This window comes from Streptomyces sp. NPDC002730, assembly GCF_042888805.1.
GTDB lineage: Bacteria > Actinomycetota > Actinomycetes > Streptomycetales > Streptomycetaceae > Streptomyces.
This window is the reverse complement of sequence record NZ_JBIAQG010000006.1, coordinates 73,149-86,833: the sequence shown is the minus strand read 5'-3', so window position 1 is coordinate 86,833 and position 13,685 is coordinate 73,149. Positions and strand designations below refer to the sequence as shown.

At 73.2% G+C, this 13,685-nt stretch carries 12 protein-coding genes; 2 read left to right on the top strand and 10 right to left on the bottom strand.

All coding sequences use genetic code 11. From position 1 onward, the window contains the following. The first annotated feature begins 186 nt into the window (after window positions 1-186). A complete protein-coding gene (locus ACFYXH_RS16670; protein ID WP_389563163.1) occupies window positions 187-1,110 on the top strand; it encodes an SCO1860 family LAETG-anchored protein in 924 nt (307 codons plus the stop codon). A gap of 54 nt (window positions 1,111-1,164) precedes the next feature. On the opposite strand, the gene cobC is transcribed toward ACFYXH_RS16670, so the two are convergent. The 6 genes from cobC to cobM form a co-directional block, all read right to left on the bottom strand. After that, complete coding sequence (gene cobC / locus ACFYXH_RS16665) at window positions 1,165-2,220, bottom strand: Rv2231c family pyridoxal phosphate-dependent protein CobC (RefSeq protein ID WP_389563161.1); 1,056 nt, start codon at window positions 2,218-2,220, stop codon at window positions 1,165-1,167. Further along, the gene (locus ACFYXH_RS16660; protein WP_389563159.1) at window positions 2,204-3,154 is read right to left on the bottom strand and encodes a sirohydrochlorin chelatase; all 951 of its coding nucleotides are present in this window, start codon (window positions 3,152-3,154) and stop codon (window positions 2,204-2,206) included. Before ACFYXH_RS16660 ends, cobC begins: the two co-directional genes overlap by 17 nt. Next, entirely contained in the window at window positions 3,151-3,735 is a 585-nt protein-coding gene (locus tag ACFYXH_RS16655) for a precorrin-8X methylmutase (protein WP_389563158.1), read from the bottom strand. The genes ACFYXH_RS16660 and ACFYXH_RS16655 overlap by 4 nt, the downstream gene beginning before the upstream one ends. Before the next feature lie 442 nt (window positions 3,736-4,177). Next, window positions 4,178-5,875: a precorrin-3B C(17)-methyltransferase gene (cobJ, locus tag ACFYXH_RS16650; RefSeq protein WP_389563156.1), complete on the bottom strand. Its 1,698-nt coding sequence runs from the start codon at window positions 5,873-5,875 to the stop codon at window positions 4,178-4,180. Next, window positions 5,872-7,137, bottom strand: a complete 1,266-nt coding sequence (cbiE, locus tag ACFYXH_RS16645; RefSeq protein WP_389563154.1) for a precorrin-6y C5,15-methyltransferase (decarboxylating) subunit CbiE — start codon at window positions 7,135-7,137, stop codon at window positions 5,872-5,874. Before cbiE ends, cobJ begins: the two co-directional genes overlap by 4 nt. Beyond that, a complete protein-coding gene (gene cobM, locus ACFYXH_RS16640; RefSeq protein ID WP_389563153.1) occupies window positions 7,134-7,964 on the bottom strand; it encodes a precorrin-4 C(11)-methyltransferase in 831 nt (276 codons plus the stop codon). The genes cbiE and cobM overlap by 4 nt, the downstream gene beginning before the upstream one ends. Before the next feature lie 91 nt (window positions 7,965-8,055). Between cobM and ACFYXH_RS16635 the strand changes: the two genes are divergently transcribed. Then, window positions 8,056-8,781 (top strand): ZIP family metal transporter, encoded by a 726-nt coding sequence (locus ACFYXH_RS16635; protein WP_389563151.1) that lies wholly within the window; start codon window positions 8,056-8,058, stop codon window positions 8,779-8,781. A gap of 38 nt (window positions 8,782-8,819) precedes the next feature. Here the strand turns inward: ACFYXH_RS16635 and cobI are convergent, their stop codons facing one another. From cobI to ACFYXH_RS16615, 4 genes are read right to left on the bottom strand one after another with little or no spacing between them, the layout of a single operon-like run. Next, window positions 8,820-9,569: a precorrin-2 C(20)-methyltransferase gene (cobI, locus tag ACFYXH_RS16630; protein WP_389563149.1), complete on the bottom strand. Its 750-nt coding sequence runs from the start codon at window positions 9,567-9,569 to the stop codon at window positions 8,820-8,822. Continuing rightward, window positions 9,566-11,011 carry a cobyrinate a,c-diamide synthase gene (locus ACFYXH_RS16625; protein WP_389563147.1) on the bottom strand — a complete coding sequence of 482 codons (1,446 nt, stop codon included), beginning with the start codon at window positions 11,009-11,011 and terminating at the stop codon, window positions 9,566-9,568. The genes cobI and ACFYXH_RS16625 overlap by 4 nt, the downstream gene beginning before the upstream one ends. Next, complete coding sequence (gene cobO / locus ACFYXH_RS16620) at window positions 11,005-11,604, bottom strand: cob(I)yrinic acid a,c-diamide adenosyltransferase (RefSeq protein ID WP_385303503.1); 600 nt, start codon at window positions 11,602-11,604, stop codon at window positions 11,005-11,007. The genes ACFYXH_RS16625 and cobO overlap by 7 nt, the downstream gene beginning before the upstream one ends. Continuing rightward, window positions 11,604-13,604 carry a putative cobaltochelatase gene (locus ACFYXH_RS16615; RefSeq protein WP_389563145.1) on the bottom strand — a complete coding sequence of 667 codons (2,001 nt, stop codon included), beginning with the start codon at window positions 13,602-13,604 and terminating at the stop codon, window positions 11,604-11,606. The genes cobO and ACFYXH_RS16615 overlap by 1 nt, the downstream gene beginning before the upstream one ends. Between the last annotated feature and the right edge of the window lie 81 nt (window positions 13,605-13,685).

Here is a 13,685-nt window from a genome sequence, read left to right as displayed (position 1 = left end):
GCGGGAACACTCGTACCTCAACAATCGAATACGGGCACGGAAACCCCACTTTGGGGTGAACTCACGTCAGGCGTCTGTCAGTTCACTCTCAGTGCGCAAGGATTCCGGTGTCTCAAGTCGCCACCGTCCACTGCGTCCCCGTGGGGGCGGCCGCGGCGCCAAGTCTCCTGTAGGGGTTCCACCACCTTGAACAGCCACACCTTCCGCATGCCCGCACGCCGCTGGGCCGCCGCGACGGCTGCCACCGCGCTGGTCGCAGGCCCCCTGGCCATCGCCGTCCTCGCCGCCCCGGCGCATGCCACCGGGGGCGGCGGCGAGGGACGGGCAAGTGCGGCCGTGCTCCGCACCGGGCTCGATGTGTCCCTGCTCAACAAGACCGTCAACGTCCCGCTCAAGGCCACGCTCAACGAGGTGCAGGCCCCTGCCAGTGCCGAGAAGACCGCGCTGACGGTGCAGTTGGACGGGGTCGACCAGGGCAGGCCCTTCCAGGTGCTGCGTGCGGACGTCGCCACCGCGAAGGCCACCGCCGACCGGCACCGGGCCGAGGGTTACACCAACCTCGCCCACGCCGGGCTGCATGTGCCGGGACTGCCGCTGCTCGCGCTCGTCGAGGTCGAGGAGGTCACGTCGAAGGCCGTCTGCGAGGCGGGCAAGCGGCCGGTGGCAGAGTCGAATCTGCTCGGCCGGGTGACCGTGCTCGGCAAGAAGGTCACGCTCTCCACCGGCGGCACCACCCGGGTCGCGGTGCCCGGGGTCGGCGAGGTGACGCTCGATCTGTCGAAGCGGCACACCACGTCCCGTACGGCCGCCGCCACCGCGCTCGAGCTGCGGGTGTCGGTCAACCCGCTCAAGCTGAACGTCGCCGAGGTCAACGGCACGGTCACGCTCGCCGAGGCGACCTGCGAGTCGCCCGCGACGTCCGCCGCGCGGGAACCGTCCCCCGGGCCGAGCCACGGCGTGCGGGCGCAGTCCGGCGAGGACCCCGCCAAGGAGGACCTCGCCGAGACCGGCGGCAACACCACGACCCGGTACCTCGCGGGCGGCGCGGTTCTGCTGCTGGCGGCCGGTGGCGCCGCGATGGTGCTGGCCCGCGCACGGTCCAGGGGCTGACACCCGGCCTACGGCGCCCCGCACGCAAGGCTGTGCGGGGCGTCACACGCCGACTCAGCCGCCGACCATGGTGAGCGCCTGGTCCAGCGCCTGCAGAAAGCGGTTGGTGGTCGCCCGGTCGCGTACCGCCAGCCGCAGCCAGTCGGGCCCGAGCCCCGGGAACGTATCACCGCGCCGGGCCGCGAAGCCCAGACCGCGCAGCCGCTCCCGCACCTCGGCGCCACTCCGCACACGGACGAGGACGAAGGAAGCCTCCGCCGCCTCCACCACCCGTACCTCCTCGAACTCCGCAAGCCCCGCCAGCAGATGCGCCCGATCCGTCGCGATCCCATGCGCCGCCTGCGCGGCCTCCTTGAGCGCGGCCGGCTCCATGCACGCCTCGGCCGCGGCCAGCGCGGGCGTGGCGACCGGCCACAGCGGCTGGGTCCGCTCCAGCGCCTCGATCGTCTCCGGCCCGGCGAGCACATAGCCGATCCGCAGACCGGCAAGACCCCAGGTCTTGGTGAGGCTGCGCAGCACCACCAGACCCGGAACGTCGGTCCGGCCCGCGAGCGACTCGGACTCGCCGGGCACCGCGTCCATGAAGGCCTCGTCGACCACCAGCACCCGTCCGGGGCGGGCCAGTCCGGCGATGTCGGCGGCCGGATGCAGTACGGACGTGGGGTTCGTCGGATTGCCGATCACCACCAGGTCCGCCGAGTCGGGAACGGCCGCCGGATCGAGCCGGAAGCCGTCCGCCTCGCGCAGCAGCATCCGCGCCACCTCGTGGCCCGCGTCCCGCAGCGCCGCCTCCGGCTCCGTGAACTGCGGGTGCACCACCAGTGGTTGACGTACCGTCAGGGCGCGGGCCAGCAGCACGAATGCCTCCGCGGCCCCCGCCGTCAGCAGCACCCGCTCCACCGGCACACCGTGCCGCTGCGCGACCGCCGCGCGCGCCGCCCGTCCGTCCGGATACGCCGCCAGGGTCGTCAGCGAGCAGGCGATGCGCTCGCGCAGCCAGTCCGGGGGAGTGCCGGCCCGGACATTGACCGCGAGGTCCGTGAGGTGCGCGCCCCGCACCTCGGCGTCACCGTGGTGGCGCAGATCGTATGCGTCAGTGTGAGTGCGCATGGCTGCCGTGTGGGTGATGCCCGTGGCCATGACCGTGGCCGTGGCCTTGGCCGTGGTGGTGACCGTCGTCGTCCGGGTGGAAGTGCGGCTGCTGCGGGATGCCCACCTTGTCCGCGAAGCCCGGCAGCGCGATCCGGTACACACAGGAGTCGCAGTTCATCCGGATGTCGCCCGCGACGGCCTCCCGGTAGCGCTCCATGACCAGGTCCAGCAACTCCTCGGTGGGGCCGATCACATCGGCCGACACCACATCCACCTCGGGATGCGCCGCCGCCCAGCCCTGTGTCTGCTGACGCACCCGGTCCGGCAGGATGCCGGTGAACAGGAAGTACGGGAGTACGACGATCCGGCGCGCCCCCAGCTTCACGCACCGGTCGAGACCGCTGGGCACATCGGGGGCGGCGAGGGAGACGAACGCCGTCTCCACACCCGCGTACCCACGCCCCTCCCACAGCAGCCGGGCCGCCTTGAGTACTTCGGCGTTGGCGTCCGGGTCGGTCGAACCGCGGCCCACCAGCAGCACGGTCACATCGGCGCGGTCGGCGGGCGTACGGACCGTGGAGCCCAGCGCCTCGTCGAGTCGCCGCTCCAGGACGGTCAGCAGCGACGGGTGCGGGCCGAGCGGGCGGCCGTAGGTGTATGAGATCCCGGGGTGCCGCTCCCGCTCGCGGGCCAGCGCCGCCGGGATGTCGCCCTTGGCGTGCCCGGCCGACACCAGCATCAGCGGCACCGCGGCGAAGCGGTTCACGCCCTGCTCCACCAGCTCGGTGACGGCGTCGCCGAGCGGCGGCGGGGACAGCTCGATGAAGCCGCCGGCGACGGGGAGTTCGGGATGGCGCCGCCCCAGCTCCCGTACGAAGTCCCGGAAGGCCTCGGCCCCGGCTTCGTCGCGGGTGCCGTGGCCGGCGATCAGCAGTGCGGGCGGCGTGGTCACGCGTTCTCCTTGATGTGGGGGTGGTACAGCAGAGCATTGAGCGCGGCCGCGGCGACCGCGCTGCCGCCCTTTTCGGACACGTTGCTGACGGCCGGCAGCCCGCTCTCGCGCAGCGCGGCCTTGGACTCGGCCGCGCCGACGAAACCTACGGGCAGCCCGATGACGAGCGCGGGAGCGGCGTCGAGGACGAGGAGCTCCTCGAGAGCGGTCGGCGCACAGCCGATCACCCAGATCGCGCCGGGCCCGACCTGCTCGTACGCGAGACGGATCGCGTGCGCGGAACGGGTGAGCCCCGGGCCGGACTGGGCGTCCTTGAGCCGGCAGACGGTCTCGCGCCGGGTGATCCCGGCGGCGACCATCTCGACATCGGCGACGACCGGAGCACCGGTGTGCAGCGCGTCGTGCGCGGCGACGAGGGAGGCCTCGTCGCAGACGAGATCGGTGGCGTACTCGAGATCGGCCGCGGAGTGAATGACCCTCTCCACGACGGCCCGCGTCAGTGGCTGGAATCCGCTGGTATCGAGCCGGGACCGGAGCCGCCGGAACGACTCCTGCTCGATGGGGTGGACGACGCGGGTCACGAGGCGACTCCGGAGTGGCGGCGGTGGGTGAAGGGTGCGCTGCCGGCTGTGGGCGGGCGTGAAGGGGTGAGCGGTCCGCGCCATGTGGATGCGGTGGAGCGGACGGCCGAGGACCGGGCGGGAGCGCCGTCGACGGAGCCGTGCGTGGGCGCGTGGTCCAGACCCGCTCGGGCGGATGCGGTGCCGACTGTCGCCGGCGATGGGGGACAGGCCTGGGCGCTGCCGGGGTGCGACATGGGTCGGCCGGGGTGGTCCATGCCTGCGCCTGCGCTCGTGCCTGCACCTGCGTTCGCGTCCGTGCCCGAGCCCGGGGCTGCGCCTGCGCCTGCGTCCGCGTCCGTGCCCGCGTGGTGAGGTGCCCAGTCGGCGGCCGCCTCGCTGCCGGGGCACACCACACGCGCCCCGCACGCCTCCGCGACCGCGAGCGCGTCGCCGCGGGCCCTCACGACTGCCACCGGTAGCCGCGCGGCGTCACCATGCGGCCCGCGATCTCGCGCGTGGCCGTGTTGCCGACCGTCACGACCGTCATCATGTCCACCGTCGCCGGATCCAGTCCGGCGAGAGTCGTCACGCGGCTGGATTCGTCCACGCGCGACGCGTTGCGCACGACACCCACCGGCGTCCCCGGCTCCCGGTGCTCGGCGAGGATCGTCAGCGCCTTCGGGAGCTGCCAGTCGCGGCCGCGGCTGCGCGGGTTGTAGAAGGTGACGATGATGTCCGCCTCCGCGGCGGCCCGCACCCGGCGCTCGATGATCTCCCACGGCGTGTGCAGATCGGACAGGCTGATCGAGACATGGTCGTGCCCGAGCGGCGCCCCCAGGATCGCGGCCGCCGCGAGCGCCGCGGTCACGCCCGGTACGCCGACCACGTCGATGTCGTCGGACGCCTCGGCGAGCGCGGGCGAGGCCATCGCGTACACACCCGCGTCACCGCTCCCGATCAGCGCGACCGCATGCCCGGCGCGGGCCTCGGCGACAGCCGTACGGGCCCGTTCCTCCTCCGCCCCGAGGCCGGACTCGATCACGCGCGTGCCGGGCCTGAGCAGGTCGCGGATCTGGTCGACGTACTGATCGAGCCCGACCAGTACGGAGGCCCGCCGCAGCTCCTCGGTGGCGCGCGGGGTGACCAGATCGCGGGCCCCGGGCCCGAGCCCGACCACGGCCAGCCGGCCGCGCGGCGGCCTGCGCACGATCGCGCAGGTCGCCATCGCCGCACGCCCCTCGGGGCTCGACTTCCGCTTCGGGACCAGGAGTTCGCCGCCGCCCACGAGCGCGGCGGCCTCAGCGACCGATGGTGTCCCCACGGCGGCGAGAGGCGCGTCGGACGGGTTCGGCACGTTGACCGAGGAGAGCTCGTCCGCCGCGTACGTGACGACCGGCACTCCGAGCCGCTCCGCGGCCCCGACGATCCCGGGCTCCTCCGCCTTCGCGTCGACCGTCGCCAGCTCCACGACGCTCAGTACGGAGAGCCCGGCGTCACGCAGCGACTCCTCGACGAGTCCGAGCACCTCCTCGACGGGAGCGTCCTTGGACGCTCCGACCCCGACGACGAGCGACGCGGGCCGCAACACGGCTTCCTGCGTGCCCGGTTCGACGAGCCGGTCGGTCACCCGGAGGACGGCGGCACCGTCAGCAGCCACGTCGGCACCCACATTCGGCGGCAGCGGCGGCAGCGGCCACACCGCGTCCGCCCGCAGCGCCACCGGCTCGCCGTCCAGCACCGCCCGCGTCACCGCCGCGACCGCTCCCTCCACCGGCAGGCCCAGCGTGTCCAGACCGGGGATGTCCGTCGCGTCCGTCGCCGTCGTCACCACCGGGGTGCAGCCCAGGACGTCCGCGACCTCCGCCGCCAGCTCGTTCGCGCCGCCGCCGTGGCCGCCCAGCAGCGACACCGCGTACCGCTGCCCCTCGTCCACGCACACCACGCCCGGGTCCGCCGACTTGTCCGCGAGCAGCGGGGCGATCAGCCGTACCACCGCGCCCGTCGCCAGGAAGCACACCAGCTGCTCGCACTCCGCGAACGCGCGCTCCACCGACTCGCGCACCGGGCCCTCGTACACCCGGGTGCGGCCGGGCCAGGCCGCGGCCAGCCGGTCGCGGGCGGCGGCGCCCGCCGCCGTCGCGGAGATCAGGCCGATCACTGAATTGCTCCTTCGTTCACCGAATCCGCGGGGCGGTCGCCCCACAGCAGGAAGACGGGGTTGGCGGACGCCAGCCGTGTCACATCTCCGGGCAGCGGGGCCAGCCGTGACGAGTGCAGCAGTACGCCGTCGGACACGAACCCGGCGGCGGCCAGCGCACCCCGTACCGCAGCCACCCGGTCCAGCGCGGCCAGCGCGACGACCACCGTGCGCCGGGCCCGCCGCGCGCACGCGGTGACGATCGCGGGCAGCTCCGCGCCGCCGCCGCCGATGAACACCGCGTCCGGGTCCGCCAGATGAGACAGCACCGTGGGCGCCGCGCCGTGCACGGCCCGTACGTCCACACCGTGCGCGGCCGCGTTCGCGCGGATCCGCTCCACGCCGTCGGGGGTCTTCTCCACGGCCACCACGGCCGCGCCGAACCGCGCGCACTCCACCGCCACCGAACCGGACCCCGCGCCGATGTCCCACACGAGGTCGCCCGTACGCGGCCCGAGGCGCGCCAGCGCCAGCGCCCGTACCTCGAACTTGGTGATCATCGAGTCGCGGTGCTCGAACTCTCCCTCGGACAGCGCCCACCGGTCCGGACCGATCGGCACCGAGACCGTCCGCTGCACCGGCGACAGCACCCGCCGCTCGTCCAGGCAGAGCACCACGCTCACCGCGTCCCACTCACGCGCCGCCGCCTCCGCGGGCGACATCCGCTCGATCCGCTCGTGCTCCGGGTCGCCGAGCGCCGTCGCCACCACCAGCGTCCGCTCCGCGGCCCGGTACGCCAGCTCGGCGCCCAGCTCCGCGGGCCCCGAGCCGGGACCGGTCAGCACAGCCGTCTTGGGATGCGCACGGCACACATTGACCGCGGTCCGCAGATCACGGCCGTGCGCACTGACGACGACCGCGTCGTCCCACGGCAGCCCGATCCGCGCGAAGGCGACCGCCACCGACGGCGCCCCCGGCCTTACGTCCAGCGCGTCCGCGCCGAAACGCTCGGCCAACGCCCGTACGATCCCGAAGAATCCGGGGTCGCCCGAAGCCAGCACCACCACGCCGGCCCCGTCGCCGGCCAGCTTCTTCTCGATCACGTCGAGCGCGGGCGCGAGCGGCCCCAGCACCAGCTGTTCCGCGTCGGCGGGCACATCGGCCGCACGGCACGCCGCCGTCAGATGCCGCCGGGCACCCACCAGCAGCGTGGCCGCGGCGAGCGCCTCGGCGTCGCGCACGGAGAGCGGCGCGCCCGTCCCCGTACCGATGACCGTGATCATGGCGTCGCGCCCTGCGCGCCCTGCGCGCGCAGCGCCTTGCGGGCGGCCGGGTCGGCCTTCCGGAAGCCGTGGAAGTGCCCTGGGTGGTACAGATGCGAGCGCGTCCCGGAAGCAGCCAGCGCCGGACCGACCAGGAACAGCGTGTGCTTCCAGAGCTTGTGCTCCTTGACCGTCTCCTCCAGCGTGCCGATCGTGCAGCGCAGGATCAGCTCCTCCGGCCAGGTCGCCTGGTACGCGATGACCACCGGCGTACTCGTCGGATAGCCGCCCTCCAGCAGCTCCTGCGTCAACTGGCCCGAGCGCGCCGCCGACAGGAAGAGCGCCATCGTCGTGCCGTGCCGCGCGAACTCCCGTACCTCCTCGCCCGGCGGCATCGGTGTCTTGCCGCCGCCGAGCCGGGTCAGGATCACGGACTGCGCGACCTCCGGGATCGTCAGCTCGCGCTGCGCGATCGCGGCGACCGCAGAGAACGACGAGACGCCCGGCACGATCTCGACCTCCAGACCGAGGTCCACACACCGGTCGAGCTGCTCCTGAGTGCCGCCCCACAGGGCGGGGTCGCCGGAGTGGATCCTGGCGACCCGCAGGCCCTCGTCGAGCGCCCGCTCGTACACGGCGACGACGTCCTCGAGTGACATGGCCGCCGAGTCGAGGATCTCGGCGCCCTCGCGGGCGTGGTCAAGGACGTCGGCCTGCACCAGGCTCGCCGCCCAGATGACGATGTCGGCGTCGGCGATGGCACGGGCGGCGCGGAACGTCAGCAGATCGGCGGCGCCAGGGCCGGCGCCGACAAAGGTCACCTTGCCGTGGGTGGCGGCATCGGCCATGAGCGGGGGTCCTCTCGGGTCATTCGGGTGATTCGGGCGGATCTCGATCGGAAGGGTGCGAAGAGACGGGTCAATCCGCTAGCAAGGGCGCATGGCGGTGTTCGTCGCGCTCGGCGCGTTCCTGATGACGCTGTTCGGCGGCTGGACGGCGCAACGCGTCACCGACCGCCGCCACCTGGTACTGGGCCTGGTCGGCGGGCTGATGCTCGGCGTGGTCGGCCTGGACCTGCTGCCGGAGGCACTGGAGGCGGCCGGCAACAAGGTGTTCGGGGTGCCGCAGGGGCTGCTGCTCTTCGTCGGCGGCTTTCTGGCGGCGCACCTGGTGGAACGGCTGCTGGCCGTCCGTCAGGCGGCGCACGGCGCGGACGAGGACGAAAGGGTGCCCCAGGTGGGGCTGACGGCGGCCGCGGCGATGGTCGGCCACAGCCTGATGGACGGAGTCGCCATCGGCGCTGCGTTCCAGGTGGGCGGCGGTATGGGCGCGGCCGTGGCGCTCGCCGTCATCGCCCATGACTTCGCGGACGGCTTCAACACGTACACGATCACCAGCCTGTACGGGAACACGCGGAGAAAGGCGATCGCGATGCTCGTCGCGGACGCACTCGCTCCGATCGTCGGCGCGGCGTCCACGCTGCTGTTCACGCTTCCGGCCGAACTTCTCGGCAGCTATCTCGGCTTCTTCGGCGGCGCCCTGCTCTATCTCGCCGCGGCCGAGATCCTCCCCGAGGCACACCACACCCACCCCGCCCGCTCCACCCTGCTGTGCACGGCGGGAGGCGTGGGCTTCATCTGGCTGCTGGTCGGCCTCGCCGAATGACGTGCCGAGCGGTCCGCCGAGCGAGGAGAGTGGTGAACTCACAGCTTGCCTCCGCGGCCACCGTCGCGCGGCGCCGGCGCGATCAGCGTCGAGAGGTACGGCAGCGCTCCCTCGGCAAGCTCCGCGGCCGGCCGGATCGACTCCTCGGGCAGCCCGAGCGCCGACCCCCACACCGCGCCCTCGGTACGTCCCGTCTCACGCAGCGCGGTGGCCACCTCCGCAGCGAGCCGCCCGAACTTGTACGCGACGACCGTGCCGGGGCCCTCCAGGGCGTCCTTGAGCGCTGCAGCCCCAGCGGTCACCGGCACCAGGGTCAGCGGCTCGGTGCCCTCGGTGAGGACGGCGCCGCTGCGGGCCGCCAGATCCTGCATGGCGGTGATGCCGGGCACGGTCTCCACGGCGGTACCCGGGACCAGTTCGGCGATGGTCTGCGCGAGATAGGTGAACGTCGAGTACACATTGGGATCGCCGATCGTCGCGAAGGCGACGGACCCGTGCGCGCGCAGCAGCTCGGCGACACGCTTGCCCGCGGCGTCCCAGGCGGCCTCGCGACGGCCGCGGTCGGTGCGCTCGTTGAGCGCGAAGACGACGCGTACGACCTTCTCCGCGCCCACGTAGTGCAGGACGGTCGCCTCGGCGCGCCCGGGCTCACCCCCATCTGTTCCGTCGGACCCGGCCATCACAGGTACGACGACGGCATCGGCCTCCCGAAGCGCGCGTACGCCCTTCACGGTCACCAACTCCGGGTCGCCGGGCCCGACTCCGACCCCGATCAGCCTGCTGCTCATGCTCCGCACCTTTCAATGAATCTGCTTGCCATGCCGGGCGTGGCCGCCCAGTGCGTATGCAGATAGCTCGCGTGCACGCCCTGTTGTACGAATCCCTCCACGCGCCGCTCGGGCCGGTGCATCCCCCAGGCGGGGCCGGGCCCTGCGGCCGGCTCGATGACCGTGCGGTGGAACTCGTGCCCATGCAGCCGTGTCCCGGCCGCCGCGAGGACGCTGTCGCTCACCGCGACGGCCTCCCGGTAGCCGAGTGTGAGCCGCTGCGACATCCGTGCCTCGGCGTCCAGGACACCGCACATCGGCATCCCGTCCAGGGCGCGTGTGAGATACAGCAGCCCGGCGCACTCGGCGGCGACCGGCGCGCCGGAGTGTGCCAGCTCGGCGACGGCCTTGCGCAGCGCGTCGTTGGCGGACAGCTCGGGCGCGTACACCTCGGGAAACCCGCCGCCTATGACGAGCCCCCGTGTCCCGTCGGGCAGTTGCTCGTCCCGGAGCGGGTCGAACGTGACGACCTCCGCGCCGGCGGCGGCGAGCAGCTCGGTGTGCTCGGCGTAGGAGAACGTGAACGCGGGCCCGCCGGCGACGGCGACGAGGAATGGCCTGCGGCGGGCCTGATTGTGCGGCCCGGCCGACATTTTCAGCCTCGCCGGCGTTTGAGGCGCGGGGTCCGGGGCGGGGCCCCGGTTACGGGAAGGGGCGGGTAGGGGAACAGCGCCGCAGGCCACCCCCGGGTCCCACGGCGCGTCCGGCAACGCGGGCGCGCTCCGCGCAAGCGCGAGCAGCGCCTCCAGATCGCACCCCTCCCGCACCTGCTCGGCCATCGCCTCCACAGAGGCCACCGCCTCCGCCCGCCGCTCGGCGACCGGCACAAGCCCCAGGTGCCGGCTCGGCGTCCCCACGAAGTCGGACCGCCGCAACACCCCCAGCACCGGCACCCCCGACTCGTCCAGCGCCTCCCGCAGCAGCTCCTCGTGCCGCACCGACCCCACCTTGTTCAGAATCACGCCCCCGATCCGCACCTCCGGATCCCAGGACGCGAAACCGTGCACCAGCGCCGCCACCGACCGCGACTGCGAGGACGCGTCCACCACCAGCACCACCGGCGCCCGCAGCAGCTTCGCGACCTGAGCGGTGGACGCCAGCTCACCGGCTCCCGCCGCCCCGTCGTACAGCCCCATCACGCCTTCGACCACGGCCAGATCGCAGCCCGCCGCGCCGTGCGCGAACAGCGGCGCGATCAGCTCCGTACCGCACAGATACGCGTCCAGATTCCGCCCCGGGCGTCCCGTGGCGAGCGAGTGATAGCCCGGGTCGATGTAGTCGGGGCCGACCTTGTGCGGGGACACGGAGAGGCCCGCCGCGACGAAGGCCGCCATCAGGCCCGTCGCGACGGTGGTCTTGCCGCTGCCGGAAGACGGCGCGGCGATGACGAGACGTGCTACCACTCGATGCCCCGCTGCCCCTTCTGACCGGTGTCCATCGGGTGCTTGACCTTGGACATGTCGGTCACCAGATCGGCGAACCCGATGAGCTCCGCCGGAGCGTTGCGGCCGGTGATCACCACATGCTGCGTCCCCGGCCGGTCCCGGAGCACCGAGATCACCTCGTCCGTGTCCACCCACCCCCAGTGCATCGGGTACGCGAACTCATCCAGCACATACAGCTGATACGTCTCGGCCGCCAGATCGCGCTTGACCTGCTCCCAGCCCTCGCGCGCCGCCTCCTCGTTGTTCAGCTGCTTGTCGCGCTGCACCCACGACCAGCCCTCGCCCATCTTGTGCCAGTCGACAGGACCGCCCTCGCCGGAGGCACCGAGGACCTTCAGCGCGTTCTCCTCGCCGACCTTCCACTTCGCGGATTTGACGAACTGGAACACCCCGATCGGCCACCCCTGGTTCCAGGCGCGCAGCGCGAGCCCGAACGCGGCCGTCGACTTGCCCTTGCCGATGCCCGTGTGGACGACGACGAGCGGGCGGTTGCGGCGCTGGCGGGTGGTGAGTCCGTCGTCCGGTACGACGGACGGCTGTCCTTGCGGCATTACGCGGCCCTCCTTGCAGTCTGAACGTCCTTGACGAGCCCGGCGATGGAGTCGGCGCGCAGCTCGTCGAGGGTGACGGCGGCGCCGCCGAGATCGACGGCCAGTGTGCTCGAGAGACCGAGCCGTACGGGCCCGGACTCGCAGTCCACGACGATCGCGGCCGTCCCTTCGGCGGAGTGCAGCCGCGCCGCACGCGACGCCAGCGCCACCGGATCGACCCCGCCCGTCGCCCGGCCGTCCGTCACCACGACCAGCAGCGGCCGGCGCGAAGGATCGCGCATACGCTCCACCCGCAGCACGTCGTGCGCCTTGAGCAGCCCGGCCGCCAGCGGCGTACGACCGCCCGTCGGCAGCGTCTCCAGACGGGCGGCGGCCGCGTCCACCGACGAGGTCGGCGGCAGCGCCACCTCCGCGTCCTTCCCGCGGAAGGTGATCAGCCCGACCTTGTCGCGCCGCTGGTAGGCGTCGAGCAGCAGCGAAAGCACCGCACCCTTCACCGCGCTCATCCGCTGCCGGGCCGCCATCGAACCCGACGCGTCCACCACGAAGAGCACCAGGTTCCCCTCGCGTCCCTCGCGGTTCGCCTGCCGCAGATCGTCCCGGCGGACCACCAGACCCCGGCCGCTGCGCCCGCGTGCCCGCTGGTGCGGGGCCGCGGCCTGCACGGTCGCCGCCAAGTGCAGCTTGGTGAGCGCCCCTTGGGGCCGCCGCGCACCCGTTGTCCGGCCGTGCTCGGTCCGCGCACGGGACCTGCGCCCCGCCGCGCCCTCGCCGAGACCCGGCACGCTCAGCATCTTCGTACGGAACGGCTCGGCGGCCCGTACGGGCTGCTGCTCACCGCCGCCGGCCTGCGGAGTACCACCCTCGGCCGGCTCCGCCTGCGCGGGCGTGTTGCCCTGTCCGCCATCGCCCTGCGGCGGCACCTCGGGCCCGCCCTGCGGCGGCTGCCCGCCCCCGCCCGGCCCGTCCGGATCGGGGTCCGGATCGTCGTCGCCGAATTCCTCCAAGGTCTCGTCGAGCTTGTTCTCGTCGAGGCCGGGGGCGTCGAAGGGATTGCGCCGCCGCCGGTGGGGGAGCGCCAGCAGAGCGGCCTGCCGTACATCCTCGGCGAGCACCTCCGTACGCCCCGCCCACGCGGCGAGCGCGGTTGCGGTACGGGCCATCACGATGTCGGCGCGCATACCGTCCACCTCGAAGGCCGCACAGGTCGCGGCGATCTGCCGCAACGCGCCGTCCCCCAGCCGGACGTCGGGCAGCAGCGCCCGCGCAGCCACGATCCGGGCCCGCAGGGCCGACTCCTCGTCCGCCCAGCGAGCGGCGAATCCGGCCGGATCGTCGTCGTACGCGAGCCGACGGCGCACGACCTCCACCCGCTGATCGGGCTCCCGCGAGGCCGCGACCTCGACGGTGAGCCCGAAGCGGTCCAGCAACTGAGGCCGCAACTCGCCCTCTTCGGGGTTCATGGTCCCCACGAGCAGGAAACGGGCGGCGTGCCGCACCGAGACGCCTTCACGCTCGACGTACGAAGCGCCCATGGCGGCCGCGTCAAGCAGCAGGTCGACGAGGTGGTCATGGAGGAGGTTGACCTCATCCACGTAGAGAATCCCGCGGTGCGCGTCCGCGAGCAGCCCCGGCTCGAAGGCCTTCACGCCCTCGGCCAGCGCCCGCTCGATGTCGAGGGCACCGACGAGCCGGTCCTCGGACGCGCCGACGGGCAGCTCGACCATCCGCGCCGGGCGCGCCACACCGCCGCCGAGCTCGTGCGGACCGTCGGGGCACGCCGGGTCCGGCGACGCGGGGTCGCACGAGAACCGGCACCCGGAGACCACCGGAACCTCCGGGATCAACGCGGAAAGCGCACGTACGGCGGTCGACTTGGCGGTCCCCTTCTCACCACGCACGAGCACACCGCCCACGGCGGGGGAGACGGCATTCAGCAGCAGCCCGAGCCGCAGGTCGTCCATGCCGACGATCGCGGTGAAGGGGTATGGGGTGCTCATGCGGACTCCTCGATCGTGTTGAGGCGGGGAGATTCCGAATCAAGCCTCGCCGGCGTTTGAGGCGCGGGGTCCGGGGCGGAG

What these genes read in the sequence shown, in the direction of transcription:
- cobC (WP_389563161.1), bottom strand. Translation starts at nt 2,220, where the DNA reads ATGCGCACTCACACTGACGCATACGATCTGCGCCACCACGGTGACGCC.
- cbiE (WP_389563154.1), bottom strand. Translation starts at nt 7,137, where the DNA reads ATGATCACGGTCATCGGTACGGGGACGGGCGCGCCGCTCTCCGTGCGC.
- cobM (WP_389563153.1), bottom strand. Translation starts at nt 7,964, where the DNA reads ATGGCCGATGCCGCCACCCACGGCAAGGTGACCTTTGTCGGCGCCGGC.
- ACFYXH_RS16635 (WP_389563151.1), top strand. Translation starts at nt 8,056, where the DNA reads ATGGCGGTGTTCGTCGCGCTCGGCGCGTTCCTGATGACGCTGTTCGGC.
- cobI (WP_389563149.1), bottom strand. Translation starts at nt 9,569, where the DNA reads ATGAGCAGCAGGCTGATCGGGGTCGGAGTCGGGCCCGGCGACCCGGAG.
- cobO (WP_385303503.1), bottom strand. Translation starts at nt 11,604, where the DNA reads ATGCCGCAAGGACAGCCGTCCGTCGTACCGGACGACGGACTCACCACC.
- ACFYXH_RS16615 (WP_389563145.1), bottom strand. Translation starts at nt 13,604, where the DNA reads ATGAGCACCCCATACCCCTTCACCGCGATCGTCGGCATGGACGACCTG.